The 24,837-nt window shown below is 53.7% G+C and carries 23 protein-coding genes; 10 read left to right on the top strand and 13 right to left on the bottom strand.

The window, feature by feature from the left end; translation table 11 throughout:
* Positions 1 to 6: 6 nt before the first annotated feature.
* Positions 7 to 2,493 (top strand): Ig-like domain-containing protein, encoded by a 2,487-nt coding sequence (locus HDF14_RS01375; RefSeq protein ID WP_183972827.1) that lies wholly within the window; start codon positions 7 to 9, stop codon positions 2,491 to 2,493.
* 615 nt (positions 2,494 to 3,108) lie between these two features.
* Here the strand turns inward: HDF14_RS01375 and HDF14_RS01370 are convergent.
* On the bottom strand, positions 3,109 to 4,770 hold the full coding sequence (locus HDF14_RS01370; RefSeq protein ID WP_183972825.1) for an alpha-amylase family protein: 1,662 nt from the start codon (positions 4,768 to 4,770) through the stop codon (positions 3,109 to 3,111).
* A gap of 46 nt (positions 4,771 to 4,816) precedes the next feature.
* Between HDF14_RS01370 and HDF14_RS01365 the strand changes: the two genes are divergently transcribed.
* The 7 genes from HDF14_RS01365 (at position 4,817) to HDF14_RS01335 (ending at position 11,705) form a co-directional block, all read left to right on the top strand.
* On the top strand, positions 4,817 to 6,382 hold the full coding sequence (locus tag HDF14_RS01365; protein ID WP_183972823.1) for an alpha-amylase family glycosyl hydrolase: 1,566 nt from the start codon (positions 4,817 to 4,819) through the stop codon (positions 6,380 to 6,382).
* A 295-nt stretch (positions 6,383 to 6,677) separates the two neighbouring features.
* Complete coding sequence (locus HDF14_RS01360; protein ID WP_183972821.1) at positions 6,678 to 7,892, top strand: DUF763 domain-containing protein; 1,215 nt, start codon at positions 6,678 to 6,680, stop codon at positions 7,890 to 7,892.
* 20 nt (positions 7,893 to 7,912) lie between these two features.
* Entirely contained in the window at positions 7,913 to 8,497 is a 585-nt protein-coding gene (locus tag HDF14_RS01355; protein WP_183972819.1) for an alpha-ketoglutarate-dependent dioxygenase AlkB, read from the top strand.
* Between the two features lie 274 nt (positions 8,498 to 8,771).
* Entirely contained in the window at positions 8,772 to 9,464 is a 693-nt protein-coding gene (locus HDF14_RS27325) for a PIG-L deacetylase family protein (RefSeq protein ID WP_183972817.1), read from the top strand.
* Entirely contained in the window at positions 9,461 to 10,036 is a 576-nt protein-coding gene (locus HDF14_RS01345) for an SAM-dependent methyltransferase (protein ID WP_183972815.1), read from the top strand. Before HDF14_RS27325 ends, HDF14_RS01345 begins: the two co-directional genes overlap by 4 nt.
* Positions 10,033 to 10,746 (top strand): glycosyltransferase, encoded by a 714-nt coding sequence (locus HDF14_RS01340; protein ID WP_183972813.1) that lies wholly within the window; start codon positions 10,033 to 10,035, stop codon positions 10,744 to 10,746. The genes HDF14_RS01345 and HDF14_RS01340 overlap by 4 nt, the downstream gene beginning before the upstream one ends.
* Positions 10,743 to 11,705, top strand: coding sequence for a hypothetical protein (locus HDF14_RS01335; protein WP_183972811.1), 963 nt, complete (start codon positions 10,743 to 10,745; stop codon positions 11,703 to 11,705). Before HDF14_RS01340 ends, HDF14_RS01335 begins: the two co-directional genes overlap by 4 nt.
* 34 nt (positions 11,706 to 11,739) lie before the next feature.
* On the opposite strand, the gene HDF14_RS01330 is transcribed toward HDF14_RS01335, so the two are convergent.
* From HDF14_RS01330 to HDF14_RS01285, 10 genes are all read right to left on the bottom strand, one after another.
* The gene (locus HDF14_RS01330) at positions 11,740 to 12,747 is read right to left on the bottom strand and encodes an SDR family oxidoreductase (protein WP_183972809.1); all 1,008 of its coding nucleotides are present in this window, start codon (positions 12,745 to 12,747) and stop codon (positions 11,740 to 11,742) included.
* A 60-nt stretch (positions 12,748 to 12,807) separates the two neighbouring features.
* The gene (locus tag HDF14_RS01325; protein WP_183972807.1) at positions 12,808 to 13,998 is read right to left on the bottom strand and encodes a zinc-dependent alcohol dehydrogenase; all 1,191 of its coding nucleotides are present in this window, start codon (positions 13,996 to 13,998) and stop codon (positions 12,808 to 12,810) included.
* 48 nt (positions 13,999 to 14,046) lie between these two features.
* Positions 14,047 to 14,685, bottom strand: coding sequence for an SRPBCC family protein (locus HDF14_RS01320; RefSeq protein WP_183972805.1), 639 nt, complete (start codon positions 14,683 to 14,685; stop codon positions 14,047 to 14,049).
* Positions 14,686 to 14,850: 165 nt separating this feature from the next.
* Entirely contained in the window at positions 14,851 to 15,642 is a 792-nt protein-coding gene (locus HDF14_RS01315; protein WP_183972803.1) for an SDR family NAD(P)-dependent oxidoreductase, read from the bottom strand.
* 111 nt (positions 15,643 to 15,753) lie between these two features.
* Entirely contained in the window at positions 15,754 to 15,915 is a 162-nt protein-coding gene (locus tag HDF14_RS01310) for a DUF3309 domain-containing protein (protein WP_183972801.1), read from the bottom strand.
* Positions 15,916 to 15,940: 25 nt separating this feature from the next.
* Positions 15,941 to 16,378, bottom strand: coding sequence for a DUF3147 family protein (locus HDF14_RS01305; protein WP_183972799.1), 438 nt, complete (start codon positions 16,376 to 16,378; stop codon positions 15,941 to 15,943).
* A 1-nt stretch (position 16,379) separates the two neighbouring features.
* Complete coding sequence (locus HDF14_RS01300; protein ID WP_183972797.1) at positions 16,380 to 16,727, bottom strand: DUF3147 family protein; 348 nt, start codon at positions 16,725 to 16,727, stop codon at positions 16,380 to 16,382.
* A 21-nt stretch (positions 16,728 to 16,748) separates the two neighbouring features.
* Complete coding sequence (locus tag HDF14_RS01295) at positions 16,749 to 17,282, bottom strand: inorganic diphosphatase (protein WP_183972795.1); 534 nt, start codon at positions 17,280 to 17,282, stop codon at positions 16,749 to 16,751.
* On the bottom strand, positions 17,279 to 17,764 hold the full coding sequence (locus tag HDF14_RS01290; protein WP_313899456.1) for a low affinity iron permease family protein: 486 nt from the start codon (positions 17,762 to 17,764) through the stop codon (positions 17,279 to 17,281). The genes HDF14_RS01295 and HDF14_RS01290 overlap by 4 nt, the downstream gene beginning before the upstream one ends.
* 150 nt (positions 17,765 to 17,914) lie before the next feature.
* A complete protein-coding gene (locus HDF14_RS01285) occupies positions 17,915 to 20,218 on the bottom strand; it encodes a PAS domain-containing protein (protein ID WP_183972793.1) in 2,304 nt (767 codons plus the stop codon).
* Positions 20,219 to 20,752: 534 nt separating this feature from the next.
* On the opposite strand from HDF14_RS01285, the gene HDF14_RS27320 reads away from it, so the two are divergent.
* Positions 20,753 to 21,286, top strand: a complete 534-nt coding sequence (locus HDF14_RS27320) for a XapX domain-containing protein (protein ID WP_183972791.1) — start codon at positions 20,753 to 20,755, stop codon at positions 21,284 to 21,286.
* A gap of 295 nt (positions 21,287 to 21,581) precedes the next feature.
* Here HDF14_RS27320 and HDF14_RS01275 read toward each other — a convergent pair whose 3' ends face one another.
* Both HDF14_RS01275 and HDF14_RS27105 read right to left on the bottom strand, forming a co-directional pair.
* A complete protein-coding gene (locus HDF14_RS01275; RefSeq protein ID WP_221304508.1) occupies positions 21,582 to 22,580 on the bottom strand; it encodes an SDR family NAD(P)-dependent oxidoreductase in 999 nt (332 codons plus the stop codon).
* A gap of 132 nt (positions 22,581 to 22,712) precedes the next feature.
* The gene (locus tag HDF14_RS27105) at positions 22,713 to 23,606 is read right to left on the bottom strand and encodes a helix-turn-helix transcriptional regulator (protein WP_183972790.1); all 894 of its coding nucleotides are present in this window, start codon (positions 23,604 to 23,606) and stop codon (positions 22,713 to 22,715) included.
* A 154-nt stretch (positions 23,607 to 23,760) separates the two neighbouring features.
* Here HDF14_RS27105 and HDF14_RS01265 point away from each other — a divergent pair, with 154 nt between their 5' ends.
* Positions 23,761 to 24,708 carry a cupin gene (locus HDF14_RS01265; RefSeq protein WP_183972788.1) on the top strand — a complete coding sequence of 316 codons (948 nt, stop codon included), beginning with the start codon at positions 23,761 to 23,763 and terminating at the stop codon, positions 24,706 to 24,708.
* The last annotated feature ends 129 nt before the right edge of the window (positions 24,709 to 24,837 follow it).

The raw sequence follows: 24,837 nt of genomic DNA, 5'->3' as shown, positions 1-24,837 counted from the left end.
AAACGTATGAAGCAGGTTCCGGTCTTAATGCTCGCCCTTATCGCAGCGGCTCTGCCGTCTGTTGCACAATCGCCGATGACAGTCAAAGAGAAGCTTGCGCAGGGCGTAGCTGCTCTGGTGCCCGGTTCGCAGAAATTCGCGTCGCCCACGAGCGTTGGGGCAAAGTCGCAGGCAGCGACACCGAACGCGCCAACGCTGCAGTTTTCGGGCGGCGTTAGCCCTACCGTACTCCATACTTTCGACGTACCCTCCAGCCTCGACGGACAGGGGCCCGATGCGCCTGTAATCTTTGCCAGCGACGGCAAGCTATACAGCACCACGACTGAGGGCGGAAAAAACGGTTGCGGTACTATCTTCAACTTCGATCCTGCAAGTCAGACCTACCTTACGCTGTACAGCCTTGATTGCGCGAAGGACGGCAGTCTTCCGTTGACCGGATTGATTCAAGCCTCAGACGGCTATCTTTATGGAACGACCCTTGCGTTCGGTGCTCCCGGTAGCGCCGTTGCAGGCGGATCCCTCTTTCGTTACAACATCTCCACGGGCGTCTTTATCTCTCTCTATCGCTTTCAGCATGGCGGAACGCCATATGGCGACATGATCGACGACGGCAAGGGAACCCTCTACGGAACCACCTTTGCCGATGGAACCTACGGAGATGGCAGTATCTGGAGCTGGAACTACCAGAAGAACACCTTCAAGACCCTCTATTCGTTTACCGGAGAACAAGACGGAGCGGGTGTTACCGGCGGTCTGGTTCTTGCCAGCGATGGCCTGCTCTACGGGACCGCAGCTTACGGCGGATCCTTCGGATGGGGAACCGCCTTCGAACTGAACACCAACGGCACTGGCTTCAAGGCCTTTTACAACTTCACAAACTTCTACTCCGCGATCGATGGTTCCTTTCCGTCGGCCGACCTGGTCGAAGCCCAGGACGGAAACCTTTATGGAACGTCATGCTGTGGAGGCGGCCTCAACTTACAAGGTGCTTTCTTCCGCATCACTCCAGACGGCGCAAATTCCACGCTCACCCCGCTGGCAGTTCTCGGCCAGTCCGTGTACCCATACCCATTTGCTGAGGGTGGAGATGTAGATCTTGGTCGACCGATGATCGCAGGTGACGGCTACATGTACATCACGCCATCCTACGGCGGTACTAACCCCGGCGGCACAGTGTTGCAGATGGACACCTTCGGAAATGCAAACAGAATCTACAGCTTCGAAAGTCCCTACGACGACTTCGCAATCAGTCCTTACGGTGGCGTGATGGAAGGCCAGGATGGCAACCTCTATGGAGCTACCTTCTCAAGTGGCTTTGCCTCCGGAATTCTCTACGAGCTGAACGCCGGTCTTCCTCCTGCCATCTCGTTGAGCGCCAGCACATCTTCGGCGTATGTCGGTGTGCCGCTCTCTCTCTCTTGGTCGGTCAGCAATGCGTTTAGCAACAACGCGGCCGTGTGCGTGGCTCGCAGCTCCGATGGCACCTTCGGAGGCAATGGATCTGCCGGCCTACGTACGATCGCGGGCAGTGAGAGCGTCGTTCCAGTAGCAAGCGGAAGCGTGGCCTACTCGTTCACCTGCGGTGGAGTTGAATCAGCGACCACAGCAATCCAGGTGAGCAAAGTGCCCACAACCACGACCATTGAAAGCTCCCCGACGACGATTCAACAGGGACAGACTGCCAAGGTGACGGTAGCAGTTGCCGCACACGTAGGCAGCAACCTTCCCCAGGGAACCGTCAGTCTTGTCGTTGGCAGCCAGACAGTCTCCACCGCAACGCTCTCAGACGGAAAGGCCACCTTCTCGTTCCCCACCGCCCTCATCGCTCCGGGCGTCTACCAGGTCCACGTCACCTATGGCGGCTCAACGGCTTTCGTCAGCTCAGTCTCCACCAACGACAAGCTCGACATCAGAGTTCTGCCGGCGATCACATTCCACGCCACTCCAACGACGACCACACAGGGGCTGGATTCCACCTTCGCCGTTGTGATCGGCAAAACCGGAGCTCCAACCCCGACCGGAACCGTAACCTTCAGCACACCTGCCTACAAGTTTGGGAGCACTACCGTTAGCAGTGGTATGGCGATCTTCGTGGCAAACTTCGGACAGATAGCCGCTGGCACCTACGTGGTGACAGCCGCCTACAGTGGAGACAACTACAACGAACCTGTCAGCGCGACCCAGACCATCAAAATTACGAAAGCCACATCCACCACGAACCTCACCGGCCCGACAACGATCAATGCGGGATCATCAGGCAGCTACAAAATCTCAGTGGCTCGACCAAACCTGCCCGGCACCGCGACAGGGAAGGTCACTCTGCTCTTCGGTACGGTAGTTGTCGGCTCGGTCGAGCTCTCAGGAGGAGTGGCAACAATCTCCGTACCCTCGTCGGCAGTGAAAGCAGGAACGTATCAGGTCACTGCTGAGTACGCTGGTGACGCGAACAACACTGCTTCCACCTCTCAGGTCATCACGGTAAAGGTCCTCTGAGCGTTGCCCGGGCGGTGTCACTCGTCTCAGACCGTGGTTCGAAGTCGCGAACCATCCTGACCGAGTTTCACCGCAAGGCGCGATGTTGACCCGATGAGAGACTCCCAATCTCCTCTATAGTTTGTTGTCATTAAACTTTATCCAACGTCTAATCTCTTCTTCGTTATCTTAGTCCGCGATGAAGGAGCGCCTTCTTCTCCCCGCCCAAAGTACTGCCGAAAGCAGGATCTAGTCGCATGAAGCTAGGGTAGTCACCCCAAGAGGCATTGCGACCGGTATTCCGCGACAAAGAACGATTGCAAATGCCATAAGACCAATACATCCGAGGGATGCACGGACTTTGCCCGAAGCTCGCGGGGGTAGATCGCGTCATCGCCAATTGGCTACACTCTGGCTATACTTTTCCTCCATTTTGACCGGTACCAACAGATATCATTGACCACATGCAGAAATGCATGTAACCCGTTTTAGCAGTGGCTCTTACCGACTATCTAACTGCTTCCAAAAAGACGGACAAAAAGGTCGATTCGAGTCCCACACTTGCAACAGAGAAAAGGTAGAGCTCAACAGTCAGGCGCAAAACACCACCTTTCACCATTAAACGCACATTGGGTCTTAAATGTCTGATCGTTTGAGCAAGTAGTCCAAGCCACAAACCCTAAACCAGCGATAGCCGTACGGTTCAAGCAGCATGGAGTGTTTGCCACCCCGATCAGGTTGGCTGTGGTCATCGGACAAGAGATTCGCGAGCATACATTGCTTCTCTTCAAATTGAAGAGAGAATCGAATCTCTCGTGGTTGGCCGCTAAGGTTGTGTACGCATAGGACGGAATTATTACGCCAGCTGTACTGCATTACCAGGACCTCTGGAGTACCTGCCGAGACAAAAGAAAAGTCACCCCAGCCAATCTCGGGAACCTCCTTGCGCATGCGAACAATACGTTCCATCCAGTTAAGAAGCGAGTTCGGATCCCGGCGCTGATCGGCCACGTTGACGTGCTGAAAACCATAGGGGCCATCACTGATGACACGCAGCACTGGATGATCACTTTTTGTGAAGCCTGCTTGCGGCTCTGTTGACCATTGCATCGGCGTTCGGGCACAGTTTCGTTCGCGCAGAGCGAGATCGTCTCCCATTCCAATCTCGTCGCCATAGCGAATCACCGGTGTGCCAGGTAAGGTCATCATCAAACTGTAAGCGAGCTCCAGTCGGCGACGATCACCTTGCAGCATCGGGGCGAGCCGACGTCGAATACCGCGCTGGTAGAGCTGCATGTCCGGATCGGGGCCAAATTTGCTGAAGACGGCCTCTCTCTGCTCGACTTCTAGACGTCCGAGGTCGAGTTCATCATGATTTCTGAGAAATTGCCCCCACTGCGCCGTAGCAGGTCTCGATTTTGTCGAGCGCATCGCCTTGACAAGGGGTCGAGAATCGCTGGTGGCGAGCGCATAAAAAAGGTGCTGGTTTACCTCGAAGTTGAACATCATCTGCACGCGCTCACCAGCTGAGCCGAAATATTTCATGTCGGTTCCTGGGAGCACGTTCGCTTCGGCCAGAATAATTGCTTCTCCTTCTCTCCAGGTTAGGAACTGGCTAAAGGTCCGTAGCATATCGTAGTGTTCTTCTGGTTTGGCTACCTTTGCACCCTTTTGCGAAATGACAAATGGAACGGCGTCCATGCGAAAACCGGAGACTCCAAGTTGCAACCAGAAGCCCATGATCTTAAGGATCTCAGCCTGTACTTCAGGATTGGAAGTATTGAGGTCCGGTTGGAAATCGTAAAAGCGATGGAAGTAATAGGCCTTGGCAACCTCATCATAGGTCCATGTCGACTTCTGTACACCGGGGAACACTACTCCTGAGGCGGCATTCTTCGGCTTCTTCTTCGACCACACATACCAATCGCGATATTTAGATTGCGGATCGCGACGTGCCGCCTGGAACCAAGGATGTTCGTTAGAGGTATGGTTGACCACCAGGTCGATCAGCACGCGCAATCCACGCTGTTTGCAACCATGCGTGAACTCGACAAAGTCGCCGAGCGTCCCATAGCGAGGGTTGACTCCGTAGTAGTCGGCGACATCATACCCATCATCCTTGCAGGGAGATGGTTGAAACGGCATCAGCCAAATCGCAGTGACACCCAGTCCTTGCAGGTAATCCAGACGGCGCATTAGTCCCTGAAAATCGCCGCAGCCGTCTCCATTTGCATCCATATAAGTTGCGACTGAAAGGCAATAGATAACTGCGTTCTTGTACCAGAGGTCATTGATCATGCGAGCAATCTTTCAGTTCGAAATTTTCCCCGGGGAGCAACATTAGATGCACAATCCTGTCTGGTGGCAATCCGCAGTGATATACGAGGTCTATCCTCGATCGTTTCAAGATAGCAACGAGGATGGCATCGGAGATTTGGATGGCATCATCCAGCGCCTGGATTATCTGGTTCGACTCGGTGTCGACGCTATTTGGGTAGCGCCGATCTATCGATCTCCCATGGCTGATTTCGGATATGACGTCGCTGGTTATTGCAGCATTGATCCAATTTTCGGAACCATGGAGGATTTCGATCGCCTTCTCGAGGAAACACATCGCCGAAATCTCAGGTTAATCCTCGATTTCGTTCCCAATCATTCTTCCGATCAACATCCTTGGTTTATAGAGAGTCGATCTTCTCGTGAGAATCTGAAACGAGATTGGTATTTGTGGCGCGATGAACCGAACAATTGGAGGAGCAACTTTGGTGGTTCGGGTTGGGAGTGGGATGAACGCACGAATCAGTATTACTATCACTCCTTTTTAAAAGAACAACCGGATCTGAACTGGCGTAACCCTGATGTCCGCGCGGCTATGTTCGACGTGCTCCGGTTCTGGCTGGACAAAGGTGTGGACGGATTTCGCGTTGATGTCATGTGGCTCATCATCAAGGACGATCAATATCGCGACAATCCACCGAATCCTGAGTTCAGTGCAACTCAATCCTCCGGCAACAGCTTGCTAACGATATACAACTCCAACCGGCCCGAGGTGCACGAGGTCGTCGCAGAGATGCGATCTCTGATTGACAGCTATCCCGAACGCGTCCTGATAGGAGAGATATATCTCCCCTTAAAAGATTTGATGACTTACTACGGACTGGATTTGAACGGAGCAAATCTGCCGTTTAACTTCCTGCTGCTCCAATGTACCTGGAACGCGCAAGCCATTGCCAGGGTTGTCTCCGAATATATGAAAGTGTTACCGCATGGAGCATGGCCAAATTGGGTATTGGGAAATCATGATAATGCGCGGATCGCGACAAGAGTTGGCCGTTCACAAAGCGTGATAGCAGCTATGCTGTTGCTCACTCTTCCCGGAACATTGACGATCTATTATGGCGAAGAGATCGGTATGACGAACGCCTTGATTCGGGCGGAAGACGTGCAAGATCCCGCGGAAAAGAGGCAGCCGGGAATCGGGATGGGACGAGATCCCGAACGTACTCCTTTGACGTGGGACTCATCCGAGAAAGCCGGCTTCACGCAGGGTCGGCCTTGGCTGCCTATCGGGGCCGATCATCAGACGGTGAATGTTGAGGTTGAAGAAAGCGATAAAGCGTCCATCCTGAACCTGTATCGCAGATTGATCGCTCTCAGGCGTGCTTACCCAATGCTGGTAGGTGGCCATTTGGGCGTCCTCACAACTTTAGGAGATCTCTTATGCTACGAACGAAGCGACGGGAACCAGCGCTTGGTGGTGTTGCTCAATTTAGGTCAAAGTCCGATTCATGCGGAGACAGAAGCCGGGATAATTCTCACGGGGACCGATTTTCGTCGTGACTTGGAGCAGGTCGGCAACTTTATAGAGCTACGAGGTTCGGAAGGTGTAATCGTTAAGATCATTTCTTAGTCCTTCCAAAGGGAAGGAGATAAACCGGACGGCGCACGGAATTAATTACCTCGTCCGCTGTTGTAGTCGTTAGCCCTGATCGTCAAAGAGTGACATCGTTTTCTCTATTCGCGTCCGTTTTCCGCTGAGCTTTCTCGGCCTTTTTCGGTACTGCCATTCTTCAGTGCATGGCGTTGAAGTCAGGGTTGGCGCTAAGAATAAAGCTGACTGCTCCTGCATGATGGTCATTGCTACTAACCAGTCATCAGATTGCTTAAAGCGAACAAATGGCGAATAATAAATACGATATCATCCAATGAAACGCTCCGGCATTGCCGATCTTCCGCTCCACGGAGGGCGTGTGCCTACGTGGCTGGCCAATCGCATGACTGCGCTAGGAACAGCCATCGCCGAGCAGGTGATTTTAAACTATGGCCAATCCGAATTTCTGACGCGATTGAGTGATCCATTCTGGTTTCAGTCTTATGGAGCAGTCATGGGTATGGATTGGCACTCATCTGGCATCACGACTTCGGTACTCGGAGCACTGAAGCGTGGTCTCAATCCACGTTTTTCGGATCTTGGTTTGATGGTCTGCGGAGGTCGTGGCCGACATTCCATCCGCACCTCGGATGAACTTCGTGCTTTTTCTATGAAGACTGGACTTGATGGAGATACATTGGCACGCACCAGCCGGCTGACGGCGCGAGTGGACAACAACGCCATTGCAGACGGATTCCAGCTTTATCTGCACTCCTTCGTAGTCACGCGATCCGGCGAATGGGCCGTTGTACAGCAGGGGATGAATGCTCAAAATCGCGTAGCGCGGAGGTATCACTGGCATTCAGCTACAGTGCGGGACTTCGTGTCCGACCCACACACCGCCATCGTAGGCGAACCCCAGGGTGAGATTCGGAATCTGGTGGACGCCCGTTCCGAAAGGGCAAGAGATGCTTTGCTTGTAATTGCAAAAAGTCCTTTTGAAAAGGTCTTAGGCGACGCCCGCAAGCTTTCGATGCCAATGCATCACGATGTCCGTGCCAAGGATGTCGATTTGGAGCGACTAGGCGCAGTCCTGGCAGTCGCACATGAAAAAGACCTACGAGACTTCGCCTCGCTACTCCTGGTAGAAGGTCTCGGTCCACGAACGCTACAATCTCTTGCTCTCATTGCCGAAGTCGTACATGGTGCCCCCAGCCGTTTCTCCGATCCGGCACGCTTCTCAATCGCACATGGTGGCAAGGATGGGCACCCTTTTCCGGTTCCACTAAAGGTCTACGATGACTCGCTCGCCATCCTGCGTCGCTCTCTGGAAGCAGCTCGACTGGGCCACACCGAAAAACTTGAGGGCTTCCGGCGATTGGATCAATTGATCCGTAATGTCGAGGCGAATCGGCAGCCGTTTGCAGATTTCGACACCGCGATAGCTCACGAGCGAGCAATCTCTGCATCGATCGGCGGCAGGACGGTTCTTGATGACAAGCCACAGGACAAACAGTCGGCACCAACGTCTCAGCTGAATCTATTTTGAAGACCTTCCAGGAGGTTCTGATGGCAACGCAGAAAGGTCTCTTCGCTGAACTAGAGAGTACCCAAGCGCCTACTATGCCGAGTGGCTTTCGTTATCAAGAGGACATCATCAGTGAAGCTGATGAGGCTGCTCTCGTCGCCTCACTTGCAACACTCGAGCTCAAACCATTCGAATTTCACGGTCATGTTGGCAATCGACGTGTAACATCTTTTGGTCTTCGCTATGACTATGCACGTCGTACGGTTGAGCCAACGGAAAGGTTTCCGCTGTTTATCGAAGAGCTCCGCAGAAAGGCCGCAGATTTCGCGGGGAGGAACATCGATGAAATTCAGCAAGGCGGAGTAAATCAATATCCGCCAGGCGCTGGAATAGGCTGGCACAAAGACAAGCCGGAATTTGGTGTGATCGTTGGGGTTTCGCTTCTGGCACCGGCAATCATGCGCCTTCGCCTTTCAACCGGCACGAGCTGGATTCGCAAGTCCCAAATACTCAAACCACGATCGATCTACATTCTGGAAGGCGAAGTTCGAACGCGATGGGAGCATAGTATCCCGCCCGTCGACTCGCTACGCTACTCACTTACGTTTAGGACTTTGGCGCAGTAGCTACGCCTCAGAGCATCTTCGCAATATGGTTTTGACCGACTTCGAGCATCATTTGATGAGTCTCAATCCGACTCCCAGCCGTTTCTTCAAGCGGGTGAGGTTTAACTCCGTAAAACGCGGCAGGATCACCAAGCCCTTCCTTGCTCCAGCCATGGAATCATCACCTGCTCGTTGAATTTGCAAAGAACGTGGGTGCTATCAAAAACACACGGCCGGATGTCTCTTAGCTTTGGCGATTCAGGAGTTTCATGCATCAGACAATTTGAGTTGACCTATGATCGTACCCCTGTCTCTAGAAGAAGAGTGGTCACCCATGTGGCAAGCCGCGACGTCGTGGCAACCATCTGGGAAGAATGTCCTTGTGATTTCACCACATCCGGACGATGAAACTCTCGGAGCCGGGGGCTTGATTTCAACACAAGTTTCGGAAGGCGTTCCTGTGCAGGTAGTCGCCGTAACAGACGGCGAGAACGCATATGGCCGGGGCGGCCCTACTCTTGCTGCGAACCGACGGATGGAACAAAGTGCGGCAGTTAAGCAACTAGGTTTGAAGCCCGGCGACGTTATTCGTCTCGGGCTTACTGACAGCGCTGTCAGCTCTGAAGAAAGCACTCTCACAGAACGCCTCCTCCCGCTCGTTTCTAGAGAAACCCACATCTTTGCTCCATGGATAGGAGACTTTCATCCAGACCATGAAGCCTGCGGTCGCGTAGCGCAGACAGTTGCGCAGCGTGCGGGAGCATCGCTCACCTTTTATTTTTTTTGGACGTGGCACCGCGGAACACCACAGCTGCTTAAGAACCTGCCTCTGCGGTCGCTTTCTCTCAGTGCTGATCATCGGCGCTCAAAGCTTAGTGCGTTATCTCTGTACCGTTCTCAATTGGAGCATCCTTCGGGAGAACCCATCCTTCCGGATGAGCTGCTTTGGCCTGCCCGACGTTCGGCCGAGATCTTTTTGCCTTCATGATCAGGAACACTACAAGTCGCGCCTTTTTTGATGCGCTCTACGAGAGCAGCCCGGATCCGTGGAGCTTCTCGTCGAGTAGTTATGAGCTTGGGCGTTACGAACGCATTCTTCAAGCTGTCCCTCGTAGTCGATACAAACGCGCTTTCGAACCGGGATGTTCTATCGGAGTCCTGACAGAGCGACTAGCTTCGATCTGTGACGAGGTAGAAGCGATGGAGATCTCCTGCATCGCAGTCGATCGGGCGCGTCAACGCTGCAGCACCCAAACAAACGTCCACATTATGTGCGCATCGATGCCAGACCAGATGCCAACCGGTGAGTTCGATCTGGTCGTATTCAGCGAGATCGGATATTACTTCGCTGAATCCCAATTGGCATCTCTCATAGATCGACTGATCACCCAGATTAGCCCCGGCGGCACATTTCTTGCTGCACATTGGCTCGGCTTCTCTCCCGATCATCTTTTGAGCGGGGACAATGTCCATCAGGTCATCTCGAATATCAAGGAGCTGAGTCTGGAACACTCGGAACGTCACGCAGATTTCCGCCTTGATCGATGGGTGCGCCTATGAGTCATAACCCATGGCACGTAGCGGTGGTGATTCCTGCTCGGAATGAAGAAGCTCTCCTTCCTCGATGCCTGAAATCCGTGTTGGAGGCGTGTGCACTTCTTCCGGTATCGGTCACCACGGATGTCGTTGTCGCCTGCGATACTTCTACCGACCTGACATTTGAAATCGCGAAAAAGATCCTGGCAGAACATGGAACAGTTCTGACAACAGAAGCGGGGGCTGTGGGCCACGCACGTTCGCTTGCCACTAGGATGGCTCTGCGGCGGTATTCAGGCCAGCTCCGTCGTTGTTGGCTGGCAAATACGGATGCCGATTGCTGCGTACCAAGGTCATGGCTCGTCGACCAGCTTTTGTTTGCGGACCAAGGCATAGAGACCGTCGCCGGTATTGTTGATGTCGATTCGTTCGAGGAACATGATATCGGCGTTGGCGTGCGGTTTCGCAAGAGCTACCTCATCCATGAGGACGGTTCCCATCCACATGTTCATGGGGCAAACCTGGGAATTCGTGGTGATGTCTACCTTCGCTCAGGCGGATGGAAAGGACTTACGACGGCTGAGGATCATGATCTATGGGATCGCCTTCTGAAAACTGCTGCGCGACGCACCTCAACAAATGCAGTGAAAGTACTGACGAGTGGTAGGCGTGTTGGACGTGCACCCCATGGATTTGCGGACGCTCTCGCCGCGCATAATGAGGTGAGCGCATGACGACCGAGGCGTTTATCGTTCAGCTTCGCAAGACAGTTGCAGAAGAAATTCCTCTGCCTGGTGCTGGCAACACTGACAGGCGTCACCGATCTTTGTTTGAGATTGGCCGCAGGAATCTCTCTCTTGCCCGTATGGCAGAAGCGCATTGGGATGCAGTCGCTATCCTTAAAGAGAATGGCAGCAATCCTAAACCAGATAGCCTTTACGGAGTGTGGGCGTCCGAGCGCCCAGGACAGGCCATCACACTGGAACGGAACCATGACTCCTCTTTTCGGATCAGTGGAAAAAAGATGTTTTGCAGTGGGGCCGGACTAGTTGATCGCGCACTCATCACAGTGGGCGGTCCTCAGCCGCAACTTGTGGATGCCGATCTTCGAGACAATGATCGCTTCCTACATTTTGATGATTCAGAATGGAAGACGAACGCCTTTCGAGAAACTCGGACCTCCACCGTGACCTTCGAGAATCTACCTGTCATCCCTGAGGAACTAATCGGAGTCCCGGGCTGGTACCTTCAGCGACCGGGCTTCTGGCACGGGGCATGCGGACCCGCAGCCTGTTGGGCTGGAGGCGCTGCAGGACTTGTTGAGTATGCGAACGAACAATCCCGAGAGGACCCTCACACATTGGCGCACCTTGGTGCAATGCGGGCTTCAATCTGGGCGTCATTGTGCTACCTCGACTCCGCTGGTCGTGAGATCGACGTTGCTCCGAAAGATCGTGAAAGCGCTCTGGTACGCGCCCTAACCGTTCGACACCTTATTGAGCAAGCTTGCTCAGACATCTTGAGAAGATTACCGCGAGCCTATGGACCCCATCCAGTCGCGATGGACGAGAAGATTTCAAAACGCTATCAGGAGCTGGACCTCTATCTTCGCCAGTCTCATGCCGAACGCGATTTGGAAGCGCTAGGTCGCGCTATCAAGATCTCGCCCGGCTCAGTAATTGTGTTTATCTAATATAGGTGAAGTTTTTTGGAAGTAGCTCAGAACTCTACGGCTGCCCCGCACCACCGCCCGCGCCATAGATATTGCCGGTGGTATAGCTGGCGTCGTTAGCTGCGAGCTGCACGTAAATACTGGCGAGTTCAGCTGGCTGTCCTGCTCGTCTCAAGGGATACGTTTCGCCAGAGTGAATCAAGTGATCCTGGGTTGCTCCGCCAGACACCTGAAGTGCTGTCCAGATCGGTCCCGGCGCAACACCATTCACACGAATTCCCTTGGGACCGAACTGTTTGGCCAATGATTTCACATAATTCATCGTCGCTGCCTTAGTCTGGGCGTAATCATACAAGTTGCCTGCGGGATCGTAGGCTTGCTCAGACGTTGTGGCAATGATGGATGAGCCCGGCTGCATGTGCGGAAGTGCTGCCTTGATGATCCAGAAAGGAGCATAGATATTGGTCTTCATGGTCGCATCGAAAGCTTCCGTCGTGAGCTGGAGTATGTCTTCACACTGCTGTTGTCGTCCCGCGTTGGACACAACAATGTCGAGCCCACCAAGTTCAGCGATGGCCTTCGTAACAAGTTCCTTGCAGTAGCTCTCCTCGCGAAGGTCACCTGGTATTGGGATGGCCTTGCGGCCCTCTGCCTTGATCAGCTGAATGACTTCGCGAGCGTCAGGCTCCTCCGTGGGGTAATAGCTGATGACAACATCAGCGCCCTCCCGCGCATAGGCGATGGCAGCAGCGCGTCCCATGCCAGAGTCGCCGCCCGTGATGAGCGCTTTGCGTCCCATGAGCTGGCCCGAGCCCTTGTAACTCGTCTCGCCGTGGTCCGCTCGGGGGTTCATCTTACTGGCGAGGCCAGGGCACGGTTGTGATTGCCCCGGATAGGGCGGCTTTGGATATTTGGATGTCGGATCGACAAATGGTGCGGCGGTATTGCCAACCGCGGTCTGTGCCTGTGCATTGGGAACAGCCGCAGTGATCGCAGCACCTACTATGCCCGCTCCCAGATGGGTGACGAGATCGCGGCGGGAAATCGGATTGTCAGAACTCATATTCAGCAACTCCACAGACTATGGTGATTGTTATTGTCATAACGCCAAAAGGTATCTTGCCTAGGCTGCGGCGTTTGCCCAAGGATCGATCACGATCTTTGTCACATTCTCTTTCTTGTCTCTCCAGACCTTGTACATCTCAGGCGCCTGCTCAAGCGTGATGCGATGAGAGATGATGTAGCTCGGATCGATCTGTCCTTTCTCGATCCGCTCAAGCAGAGGTTTCATGTAGTTATGCATGTTGGTCTGGCCCATCTTCATAGTGATGCCCTTACCAAAAGCCGCCCCAAACGGCACTTTATCGAGAAGGCCACCATAGACTCCAGGCACCGACAAGGTGCCGCCCTTGCGGACAGCCTGAATTGCCTGCCGGAGTACGCTTGGTCGATCGGTCTCCATCATCAGAGCGACCTTGACCTTGTCGTAGGTTCCCTGAAGTTGAGCGGAATGAGCCTCGAGACCAACGGCATCAATGCACGCGTCCGGGCCAATGCCACCAGTTAGATCTTTGAGTGCGGTGAGAACGCTGACATCCTCCTCGGAATAGTCGACCGTGATTGCCCCGAGGCTTCGCGCCATCTCAAGTCGTTCCGGTATACGATCAATTGCGATAACTCGTGCAGCCCCAAGCATGAACGCGCTTGCAATTGCGAACTGACCTACCGGTCCGCAGCCCCACACCGCGACCGTATCTCCAGATTGGATCTGCGCATTTTCAGCCGCCATATATCCGGTCGGGAAGATATCGGAAAGGAAAAGCACCTTCTCATCCGGAAGATCGCTTTCGATCTTCAGTGGGCCTACATTCGCAAAAGGAACACGCGCATACTGCGCCTGCCCGCCAGCATAACCGCCCATCATATGGGAGTAGCCAAACAGGCCCGAGCCTGAATATCCGTATGCGGCTTCCATCAAATGAGCATTGGGATTGCTGTTGTCACACGCAGCCCAAATCTTCTTCTTGCAGAAGAGACAGTTGCCGCATGCAATCGTGAATGGAACAACGACTCGATCCCCGCGCCGCAGATTGGTGACCTCTTTCCCCACTTCTTCGACGACACCCATGAACTCGTGGCCCAGAATGTCTCCCGATTCCATGGTAGGTATGAATCCGTCGTAGAGATGAAGATCTGATCCGCAAATGGCAGTTCGCGTGACCTTGATAATCGCGTCATGCGGATTCAGAAGCTTCGGGTCTGCTACCGTAAGCGTTTCTACTTTGCTCTTCCCCATCCAACAAACAGCCTTCATGACTTCCTCCAATTCGATTCCTGGCAATGTCCAATGCGAGCTTGTCGCTCAGTTTGATCCCGAAGGCGTAGGAACTTTTTCACCATAGGTCGATATCTTCATCTTTCCAATCAAGCCGCGGTCCTCATGAGGTTGTCCCTGAGTCCTCGGGATCTCGCCCGTCTCGGCAAGAGCTTTGAAGTGTCGCAGATTCTCAATCACGGCTTGTTTCGGATTGCGACCCGTGAACGTCTCCCAGGCGCTAGTCAGTTTGTCGATGCGGAACGCCTGCAGCACCGTCACTACGGTACCGCGGCTACCAGGAGCCTGTTCAAAGATCACCTCACCGGCATTGTCCGAGTCGCCACCGATGGATCGCCATGCGATCCGTCTCCCAGGTTCGTCCGCGAGGATTTCGGAATCCCATTCAATGGTCTTTTCACCGGACTGCATCACCCAATGCGAAGTTCGCTCACCTGTGACTGCAACGTGCTTAATTTGTTCCTGCCAGCCAGGCGCGGCTTCGACGTTACGCCACATAGCGTATAAATCGTTGGTGCTCGCTTGAATCAGCGCGGAGGTTCTTACCCAGAGTCTGCCATCTTTGTCCTCAGGAGGAGGAAGATAACGTCCATTGAGAATCACACTCGCAGGGCTGGTGGTGGGTACTTCTTCCGCATAGGGCTTTTCCTTTAAGGCAGAGGACATCGCAATCTCCTTTGCGCATCCGTGCAACGCAATGTTTGGGATCGTCCGGCGGCTTGCTCACAGACGTACTAACATAGACGCACAAACCGGTGATTGCGTGGTCTGACTATCAACGATCAGAAGCCCGTCAAAGGACGGGCTTCCGCGCCATCAAGTTTCTGCTTGTTACTTTTCAGAGTTAGGCTTGGCCATCTTTTCGTGCATTGCGGCTTTCAGATTTCCCGGTACGACATTAGCCAGAGCACCTTCGAGCTTCGTCTTGAACGACGCAGCATAAACGTGATCTTTACCGGCCAACAGTGCATCAATCCCCTGGCGGGCGACATCCTTTGGTTCGCTTTCAGATTTACCTTTTTGCCCTACCTCGGTATCGTCCATCCCTGCACGATGAAAGAAGTCTGTATCGGTTGGGCCCGGCTGAAGAGCCGTGACCGTGATGCCGGTTTCTTTCAACTCGTACCGAAGGCTATGAGCAAACGAAAGAACAAATGCCTTTGTCGCAGCGTAGATCGCTTCACGTGGCGCGACCATCTCACCTGCAATGGACGCAGTAAAGAGAATCTTCCCGGCATTCAACTCTTTCATGTGTTGCACCACAAATTTCGCGAGCTGCACGGTTCCGACACAGTTAAGTTCAACCATATTCAACTCGGCGTCAAGATCAGTCTCGGAAAATAATCCGCCCACTCCCACGCCCGCGTTGATGCAGGCAATGTCGACTGGACGACCAAGCGATTGAACTTGTGCCCATAGCTGATCAACGCCTGCTCTTGTTGCGAGATCGGCATTCACTTCAACGATCTGATGTCCGCTGCTCCGTATCTCCTCTGCGGCTGCGCTCAGTCTCTCACCGGCCGAAGAAATGACTAGGTCATATCCTCTGTTTGCTAATTCCTTCGCTAATTCGAGGCCGATTCCACTCGACGCACCTGTAACTAAAGCCAACTTATCTTCCATGACCTGTGCTCCTGCCACTCATATGCGTGCGATCATTCCACGCAGTCTGATGCAGACACATCGTCAAGGGATTGATGGGGTGGCATTGGTCGTTACGTCACGATCGATTGCTTAGAGTCGTTCTCGTCCTCGCCCAAAGAGCAGGTAGATGACGATCAAACCGAGAATCAGGCTAATGCCACCACCACCGTAGTAACCGATTCCGGGGCCCATGTAGTAGCCGCCACCGCCGAAGAGAACTAACAAGATGATGAGAATGACTATCAGAGGCATGCGCGGAAGTGTAGCACGCGGCCCGTTATCTTGGTCCGTGATGAAAGAGGCGCTTTCTTCTTAGTGCCCAAAGTGCTCCTGAAAGCAGCATCCAGGCGCACGAAGCAACGGAAATTACCCAGTATGCATTGCGGCCGGGTATTCCGCGCCAAAGAACGATTGCAAATGCCATAAGGCCGATGCATCCGAGGGATGCACCCTCCGCATCAATGCTGGCCGCCAGACGTCCTCGCACGGTTCCATCTAATCCATATTCAGCCTTGCGCTTCTTCTCGTGATCTTCAATCAAACTCGCACCTGCCGGGAAGATGGCCGGAAATGCCAGAAAGAGCCCCCCGACGGCCGGGCCGAATCGCTTTGCGATAAGTCCTGCCAAAACGGTACACATCCCACCAAAGAGGAACCTCATCGCGTACTCATGCGGTTTGGTCTCCCGAAGCGAAGACAGATCCACCCTGATCATCTCAGTGTGACCTCATTGTCAGAAACCATAAGCCCAATGAAACGCCGAACCATACAGGCATAAGACTTATCGTCGCCGCGAGCGTCGAGGGCTTATAGCGCCTGAGAACTTTCGACACAGCTATTGTGTAGAAGAAAAATCCAATTGCGCCAAGAAGCATAGATCTCGATTCGATCGCAGCGTATTGGGCCCCGCTCTTTGCGATCGTGAGCCCGAGGGTCGCTAAAGCAATCGAGGGTGCTGCTCCAAACAGGCCTGCAAAACTCTTGGGGCGAAGTGTATCTCCAATCGTGGCGAACATACTTACTACAAAGCCTCCGATAAGAAACCGAAAGATTATCTCGCTCATAGGCTGTAAAACCTCTTCCTCTCAGCCGGCTTTCATCGCCTCTTTGATCAAAGTCATCGCCGCATCGGCGCCTCTACATCCCAGCAGGCGATATTTTTTTCCTTCAAGATTGTGATAGTTCACGAAGAAGTCCTGCACTTCCTTCATCCATTGAGAAGGGAGGTCTTTGAGCTTTCGAACATTGGCGTATTGGTGGTTTGCTTCCGCTACCGCAATCAACCTGTCGTTTCTGATCTTCTTTTTCCCATCAAGTTGTTCCCCTTCGATGACGCCAACGAGTCGAGCGCGAACGGCGCATCCTGGAAAGGCGGGCTCATCCATCAGCAAAAGAACGTCGATAGGATCACCATCCGGTGCAAGGGTCTGAGGAAGAAAGCCGAAGTCATAAGGAAACACCATGCCAGCAGGGAGCACCTTCTTAAGTGCGAAGATCCCCTGATCGGGATCATAGGCGAATTTGTTGCGACTGTTAGCGGGGTTCTCGATGATGACCTGCACCAGTCCTTCCTTTTTATCGAGGGGTTTCAGTTTTGTTGGATCCGCCAAGGACTTCATGCTTCTACCTCTTTCTTGCCCGTATTGCTACGTTTGTTTCGTTCCATGCATTCAGCCCGAATCGTTTCGTAACGAGACTGCAGGACATCTAGTTCCTCATCACTCAACTTCTCGATGTCCATCATTTGATCGCCGGCAGTGTCAATGGCATGGATAAGCTCGTTCAGCTTGAGATTGATCGCTCGGGCATCCCGGTTCTGAGTGTTCTGAATCAGGAAGACCATGAGAAAAGTAACAATAGTAGTTCCCGTGTTGATGACCAGCTGCCAAGTATCTGAGTAGTGAAAGAGCGACCCCGTAGTTGCCCAAATCACAATAAGCAAGATGGCCGCGAGAAACGCCCACTTCGATCCCAACCATCCCGAAGCCACGGTTGCGAACTTTCCGAATGCATCTCCTCTCGTCTCTTTAGCAATTTGAGTCGAAAGTCTCACTGCAGTTTCGTTCGGTAACTTTTGGTTTGGTAATCGGGTTTTCGTCACGTTAGCTCCTGGCTACGGATCCAGGCGATGCCACCGAGCCGAGCCAACTTGACTCAAACCCTCTCGAACCTATTGCACTGATCCGGATTGGCTTGCCTTGCCTAGCCTCAATGAGATGACGATTTCAGTACAGGATGTTGTATGGGGCTCTTACCTGGTCACCGCGTCGAACGGGAGGAATAATGAGAAGACCGTTCCGCTCCGACCGTATCTCTCACTGGTCCGAAAGCGCAATGTTCCTCGGTGTCGAAGAACGATCTCGCTACTTACCCAAAGTCCGAGACCAGTTCCACTGATGCCCCTCGTCGTATAGAACGGCTCAAATATGCGTTTCGCGACCGAAGCTGACATACCGCTGCCGGTATCTGCGACGGTGATGATAAGTCCCCGTCGTTTTGTGTTCCAGTCTCTTCCGACACGACTACGCAACATTAGCCGGCCGCCTCCCAGCGGTTGCATGGCATCAATCGCGTTGCTAACCAGATTACTGAGTACCTGTCGGATCTCTCCCTCGAAACACCGTACTGCTGGCACTATACGTTTGCGCTCTTCGACGCGTATGCCATAGTTCACAATGCGACTCTGAAACATGGAGACGATGCTATCGATGAGCTGATCTCCGGAGATCTCCTGGGGACTGCTCGACTGCTTATGAAATCGAAGAGTTTGATTGACGATAACTGACACTCGACGCAGCTCGCGCTCCGCAGTCTGGACATATGTCCTGGTCTCCGTCATGTCGTCGCAACGCTCCGCTAGATATAAGAGATTCGTGACAGATTCAAGCGGGTTATTGATTTCGTGTGCAATCGAAGACGCGAGCCGTCCCACGACTGCCAGCTTTTCACTCTGCATCAGAGCAAGCTCGGCCTTCCTTTGGTGAGTAATCTCCAGCGATGCTGCCGAGATCGCCTGAACGGTGCCACCAGCGCCAATCACCGGAAAGTAGCTCACGGTCCAGTAGCGGTGCTCCCCGGGACGCGTAACCAATTCTCCTTCCAGAGGAAAATTGACGACCGGCTGCCCCGCAAGCACTTGTTCAAACAACTCTTTAAGCCCCTCAATCGGAGCCATCTCGGTTAGGGTGCGGCCAACGACCTGTTCCGGCCTCAGTCCGAAAAACTCCGCTTGCCTGTCGTTGAGCCTCAGATAGCGGAAATCCTGTGTATCAAACAAAGCCAAACCGATTGGAGCGGTACGATAGACGGTTTCAATCTCTGCAAGCTGGCGTTCTGCTTGTTCAGACTTGCTCTTCAATGCTTCGCGAGCATTCCTCTCGTCAGTGACATCTCGGGAAAAGGTAACGATCCCCTCGCCTGTTGGGTAGACATCGATGTGAAGCCATAAATTAAGAGGCGCAGGATAATACGCGTCGAACCCGCTCGAAACCCTCTCGTTCATCGCCCGGTAGTAATGTTCGACGTAAGGAGATCCCTCGTAGACCGCGTCCGGGAATGCCTCCCAAATATTCCCGCCGAGGATCTGCCGATCGGAAGCGTAGAGCTCAGTCGCCTTTGGATTGAGATAGGTCATAACCCAGTTACGGTCCACTCCCACAATCGCATCCGTCGTCGCACCCAATACTTGAGTCAAGCGCTCCGTGAGGCGATCGCTCTCCCGCTCAGCGGCTCGCCTTTCTTCAATGTCACGAAATACAAGAACGATACCGTTGAGGGCTCCTCTCTCATCGAGAATAGGAGCGCCACTGTCATCAATAGGAACATCTCTTCCGTCTTTGGAGATGAGAACAGTATGGTTGGCGAGCCCAACCACCGAACCTGTGCTCCTGACTTTGTCTGCGGGACTCTCCAGGGGTTGTCGAGTGGCTTCATTGACGATCTGAAAGACATTTGCCAGCAATTCGCCCTTGGCTGCTCCGAGCTTCCAGCCAGTCAGTTGTTCGGCGACGGAATTCATCTGGGTTATGCGAGTCTCCGGGTCCGTCACAATCACGGCGTCACCGATGCTTTGCAATATGCGCGAAGCGCGAGTCTCGCTCTCTCTGAGGTCTTGGACTGCACCCACTTCGCGAGTAATGTCCTGGCAGATGACAAGCACGCCCAGAACAGCCCCATCGGAACCAAAGATCGGGCTATAGCTATACGTCCACCGGATATCCTGCAACCTGCCGTCCCGGATGATCGGAACTATCGCGTTTTGGTGGTATACGGTCTCCCGATCATCCATGACCCTTCTTAGATTTGGGCCAACAATCTGCCAGGCATCGGACCAGCACTCCTCTGCCTTCTGGCCTAGACCTGATGGATGGCGCTCCGAGAGAAGGGGAATAAACGCATCGTTGTAGAGTTGCACCAACTCCTCCCCCCAGAACACCAGCGAGGGAAAGGCACACGCAAGCATGAGGTTCACGGAGGACAAAAGGCCCTCAGACCAGTCCTCGACTCCCCCAAGAGGAGTCGAACTCCAGTCATGAGCTCGAATCAGGTCGGCCATTTGGCTCTTGCCCTGGATCAGATTCTTATGAATTCTTTCAGTTTTGAGTGGGCCTGGGGTTTCGTTTGGCATTGAGCAAGAGTGAACAACTCAAACAGCTTAGCTGAATATGGGCAGCCGACAAAGCCTGTTCGCGAAATGTTAGCTGGACGACATAGGCGTCGATCGTTATGGGTTCACAAGCCAACTCCGCCACTGGTCTTCGACGATGTGTGAAGGGTAGCCGGTTGGCAGAATGTGAATCCACCCATGCCGAAGGCCTTAAACTCACTCGCGTGGCCAGTCCTTCTGGCTGACAAGAACGGTGCACTGAATTGGCTACACTCTGGCTACACTTTTCCGCGGTTTTGACTGGTACCAACCGATATCAACCAGTATCATCGACCATATGCAGAAATGCATATAACCCGTTTCAGCAGTGGCTTTTACCGACTGTTCCTTCGTGTGCTCCGTCTCCAATCTCTTCAATGACCACACCAGGTCCCGCGACCCCGTCGAGGAAACTGGTGTCACCTAGGCTTTGAGGAGGAGTAGATGAGAATCCTAATCGCGTTCATTGTCGCATTCGCTATCGGTGCAGCTTCGAGGTGGACCGGTGTTCCATCTCTGGCCCCTCAAGCGATCATCGGTGCTCTCCTCATCGTAGCGATGAGCACCGGCTATGTTTCAGCAGACCGCCTTCTGAAGCACAATTCCTCACCTTCAGTAGCTACCTCTGCATCGACGTGTGCAACGGCTGAATTGGCAACGTACAGCGAGAAAGTCCTTCCCCACGAGCGCCCGACAGGTCCAGAGCCTGAAGCGGATACCACATTCTGGCGGCAAAAATCGAAGCTCTGCAACTCATCATTGCCGATTTGCTACTCAAGAATGAGCAGCTACGCTCTGAAGGCGCTCATAGCTCCAAGGCGCCGACGACTCAGTGACTTCACATCTGATCTCAAGGACAAATTCGGTAGTTGGCGAGAGAAGCATACCTACCCACTGACGAGAAATCATGACATGAAGCAACATGACTGGCCACTCCTACTTGGATTTTTGCTTGTTGGTAGTCTTTGCTTGCTCTAAGAGGCAGAGAATAATTGAATAAAAGGAGTTCCATGCACTCTACGGAACGTCATGCAATGGCCGCAACTCGCGTTCTCTCGGTGCAATGATCTTCACGTTGAATCGGCTCAAGATCATCGGCGAGACTTGTGGACACGAAGTTTGATTTCCGTGACAACAGTCACGACCGCTACTCGCTACGACGGTTCGAATCGGGAATCACTGGAACATGCCAGTGTCCGGCGGTCAGCCACTCGGAGATCGCCGAACTAACTGGCATGTTGTAGGGTGATGCAACTATCGGTCAACGGCCTGGCTAGACGTTATTGGCACTGTCACCGCCCGTTACATCGTAGGTTGCGCCTGAAACCATTCGCGCCGCATCAGACGCAAGGAACACGACGACCGGGGCCATTTCTGACGGATCGATCCACGGGACACCCAGAATTGACTTGCTCTGCAGCACCTTACGAGCCGCCTCTTCATCCACGGCTTTGTCGCCCGTTGGCGTGCGTCCCGCCGCCTGCAGAGCTTGCTCATATCGCTCCTCATGGCGCGTCAGTGGTGTATCGATGAGTCCCGGCACAAGACAGTTCACGGTGACGCCATGCGGCCCCAGTTCCATCGCTGCTGACTTCATCAAGCCAATGATGCCCCACTTCGATGCCGAATAAGCGGAACCGTTCAACGTGCCGTGCCGCCCTTGAGTTGATGTAGTCATGATGATCCGGCCGTGTTTCTGCTGCACCATATACGGCGCAAAGGCACGGAGAGCATTAGCTGTACCCGTCAGATTGACGTCGATCTGGATTTGCCAGTCGGCGTCTTCCATCTGAAGTAGCGGACGGAACGCTTGGATACCGGCATTGGCAAACAAGATATCAATGTGGCCAAACTCGGCGTTGATCTTCTCCGCGGCTATGCGCAATGCGGGAAGGTCGCGCTGGTCCAGCACAATGCTCCTCCACTCGACGCCTTCGCTGTTGACCATTTCACCAGTCTGATCGAGTTCCGCCCGACTAGCTGGCTCCACTCCTGAACGTGGATCGACAACGGCACAGATGTCGATTCCAACCACGTTAGCTCCGCTATGCGCCAGGGCCACCGCCGCGGCGCGTCCAATCCCGCGTGCCGCTCCAGTCACTACCGCCAGTCTGCCGTTGAGAATGCGTCCCCAAGGCTCTGTCTTCGCCTGTGTCATCTGCCCCTCCATGTTTCCTGTTAGTGAGACCGCACTCAGCGCTGTCGACCCTGCCAGAAAAAACCTGCGCGATACGATCGCCTTCGCCGACTCATGCTTTTCATCTGATTTCATAAGCGCCTCCACTGTTCTTCATTAACAGTTTGGACGAGCAGAGACTGCTTAGCTTTCTCGAAAAACGCGTAATTCTGAAATCTTCAGGTGTACTTGCAACGCTTCCCACAGAGGATGACGGCGAGGTAACAGCTACGACTGAGAAGAAGCGAGTGATGAGCGGAATCGCCCCGGCGTCATGCCTACCAGCTTGCGAAACGTCGTGATGAACTGGCTCTGGCTTGAGAAGCCACATCGCATCGATACCTCGATGAGCGGTACATCAACTTTCTTCAGAAGTTCCTGTGCGCAGGCGATGCGGCGATGGTTGACGTATTGATGCGGTGTGAATCCGGTGGACTCGCGAAATAGGACCGCGAAGTGTTGTGGGCTCAATCCAACTACGTACGCAAGAGACTGAAGGGAGAGATCGCGTTCTAGGTCCGCTTCAATGTACTCCCGCACGCGACGTTCGCGGGCGGGCCCCAAACCTCCTGTCGCATAAGCCGCCTCGCCTTCTCGTACGCAGTAGGCTCGGAGTATTCGCATGCAGAGCGTCGTGACTGCTGCGCTCGCCACCGCAGCATTTAGATGACCATCAACTGACTCAAGATAAAGCGAACGAGCGAGTTCCTCAATCAGCAGATCTCGGACCAGATAGGTGGGCTGAAGCTCCAAAGAGTCCTGCTGTAAGACATCTGAGGTGAGACGTAGCAGAAACTCCTCACGGATGTAGATGTGAATCAACGTTGCCCGCCGCTGCCAGAGTGTCTTGTGCGGAATACCCGCAGGGATCACGCTGACTGCGTTTCCGATAAATTCCTTGCTTTGGCGCAGCTTTCCCGTTGCACGCCACTCCGCATGCATATGCGCGGGCTCAAGGCCCACGGTCACCTGTAAGCAATCGTGTACATGCTCCTGCCACGTACTGCGCGGCTGTTTGGCCGCGTAAACACTGAAGCCATCTCCATCAAACCAAAAGTGGTCCTCAGGAAGCGGGTCATTCGCTCCTACAAGAATCATTCGTTCCTGCGATGACTGTGTCACGCGTCGATCGGCTCCTAACTGGCCGGATGATCCCAGTCTAAAGAATCCAAAAGACCCGTGGAAATCAAAGATACAGGATTGCTCGGCAGCAGCCAGACTATATCTGAGGTTAGCCATGCAATCAACGACTGCACCTCGTGCAAAAGGAGAACACATGAACAACGCAATTTCCGAAAAGATGATCCCGACCGTTGCTCTCACGAAGGGTGCCGAGATCTTTGAGTACAGTAAAGCAGCCGACCCAATCTCTTCCGGAGCGACGCCGCGCATCCCAGTCAAGACGTTCTCGCCTGAACTGTATGCTTCAGGCGCGACACGTGTTGTTCCACTCGATCTAAGCAAAGAGTTGAAGACTGACTATCCCGTGACAGGCCCAAGCGTGCTGGCAAGCTTCGTTCGCATCAAAGCTGGTGAGTCGATCACCACTTCCGCTGATGCTACCAGCGAGTTCTTCTACGTCATCAAGGGCAAGGGCCATACAGAGATCGAACAGGGCGCGATCGAATGGAACGAAGGCGACATCTTTGCATTACCCGGCGTAGCTGCTGCAGTGCACCATGCTGACGCGGACACTGCCTTCTACATGGTCAACGACTCTCCTCTGCTCGCATATCTTGGCGTGGAAAAGTCAAAGAACCGCTTCCAGCCGACCTTGTACACGCGTGCCATGATTATGACCGAGTTGGAGAGGGCCAGGAACGATCCAAACGCAGGCAAGCGCAGCCGTGTCAGCGTACTGCTGGCAAACAAAAACTTCGACCAGACGCTAACCATCACACATACGTTATGGTCCATGTTTGGCATTGTGCCTCCGGGTACGCGGCAGCTCCCGCACCGTCATCAGTCCGTCGCGCTCGACTTCGCGGTAGAAGCCAAGCCCGGCGTATATACCCTGATCGGACCGGAACTGAATCCGGACGGCTCTATCAAACACGCTATCCGCGTGGACTGGGTGAAGGGCGCTGCGTTCGTAACACCAGCTGGCTACTGGCATGAGCACGTCAACGAGTCCGGTGCCGACGCCTATGTGATGCCAATCCAGGATGCGGGCTTGCATTCCTATCTGCGCACCCTCGACATCCAGTTCTATCTCGAAGACTAATCCTGCTTCGGGTCTCTTGCTGTGGGCCAATATTTAGGCTCACAGCATTTCCCGTACTTGCGCTTTATCTGGTCTTTCCATAGCAAACCTCATCTTTGCAAAACGACGGAACTGTCTAACCCCCGCATC

This window comes from Tunturiibacter gelidiferens (assembly GCF_014201335.1).
Lineage (GTDB): Bacteria > Acidobacteriota > Terriglobia > Terriglobales > Acidobacteriaceae > Edaphobacter > Edaphobacter lichenicola_E.
This window is presented reverse-complemented; position numbering and strand designations above follow the sequence as displayed.

Bases quoted from the DNA above. Each gene is read 5' to 3' on its own strand.
- HDF14_RS01375 (WP_183972827.1), top strand. From the start codon at position 7: ATGAAGCAGGTTCCGGTCTTAATGCTCGCCCTTATCGCAGCGGCTCTG.
- HDF14_RS01370 (WP_183972825.1), bottom strand. From the start codon at position 4,770: ATGATCAATGACCTCTGGTACAAGAACGCAGTTATCTATTGCCTTTCA.
- HDF14_RS01365 (WP_183972823.1), top strand. From the start codon at position 4,817: ATGCACAATCCTGTCTGGTGGCAATCCGCAGTGATATACGAGGTCTAT.
- HDF14_RS01360 (WP_183972821.1), top strand. From the start codon at position 6,678: ATGAAACGCTCCGGCATTGCCGATCTTCCGCTCCACGGAGGGCGTGTG.
- HDF14_RS01355 (WP_183972819.1), top strand. From the start codon at position 7,913: ATGGCAACGCAGAAAGGTCTCTTCGCTGAACTAGAGAGTACCCAAGCG.
- HDF14_RS27325 (WP_183972817.1), top strand. From the start codon at position 8,772: ATGATCGTACCCCTGTCTCTAGAAGAAGAGTGGTCACCCATGTGGCAA.
- HDF14_RS01345 (WP_183972815.1), top strand. From the start codon at position 9,461: ATGATCAGGAACACTACAAGTCGCGCCTTTTTTGATGCGCTCTACGAG.
- HDF14_RS01340 (WP_183972813.1), top strand. From the start codon at position 10,033: ATGAGTCATAACCCATGGCACGTAGCGGTGGTGATTCCTGCTCGGAAT.
- HDF14_RS01335 (WP_183972811.1), top strand. From the start codon at position 10,743: ATGACGACCGAGGCGTTTATCGTTCAGCTTCGCAAGACAGTTGCAGAA.
- HDF14_RS01330 (WP_183972809.1), bottom strand. From the start codon at position 12,747: ATGAGTTCTGACAATCCGATTTCCCGCCGCGATCTCGTCACCCATCTG.
- HDF14_RS01325 (WP_183972807.1), bottom strand. From the start codon at position 13,998: ATGAAGGCTGTTTGTTGGATGGGGAAGAGCAAAGTAGAAACGCTTACG.
- HDF14_RS01320 (WP_183972805.1), bottom strand. From the start codon at position 14,685: ATGTCCTCTGCCTTAAAGGAAAAGCCCTATGCGGAAGAAGTACCCACC.
- HDF14_RS01315 (WP_183972803.1), bottom strand. From the start codon at position 15,642: ATGGAAGATAAGTTGGCTTTAGTTACAGGTGCGTCGAGTGGAATCGGC.
- HDF14_RS01310 (WP_183972801.1), bottom strand. From the start codon at position 15,915: ATGCCTCTGATAGTCATTCTCATCATCTTGTTAGTTCTCTTCGGCGGT.
- HDF14_RS01305 (WP_183972799.1), bottom strand. From the start codon at position 16,378: ATGATCAGGGTGGATCTGTCTTCGCTTCGGGAGACCAAACCGCATGAG.
- HDF14_RS01300 (WP_183972797.1), bottom strand. From the start codon at position 16,727: ATGAGCGAGATAATCTTTCGGTTTCTTATCGGAGGCTTTGTAGTAAGT.
- HDF14_RS01295 (WP_183972795.1), bottom strand. From the start codon at position 17,282: ATGAAGTCCTTGGCGGATCCAACAAAACTGAAACCCCTCGATAAAAAG.
- HDF14_RS01285 (WP_183972793.1), bottom strand. From the start codon at position 20,218: ATGGCCGACCTGATTCGAGCTCATGACTGGAGTTCGACTCCTCTTGGG.
- HDF14_RS27320 (WP_183972791.1), top strand. From the start codon at position 20,753: ATGAGAATCCTAATCGCGTTCATTGTCGCATTCGCTATCGGTGCAGCT.
- HDF14_RS01275 (WP_221304508.1), bottom strand. From the start codon at position 22,580: ATGAAATCAGATGAAAAGCATGAGTCGGCGAAGGCGATCGTATCGCGC.
- HDF14_RS01265 (WP_183972788.1), top strand. From the start codon at position 23,761: ATGAACAACGCAATTTCCGAAAAGATGATCCCGACCGTTGCTCTCACG.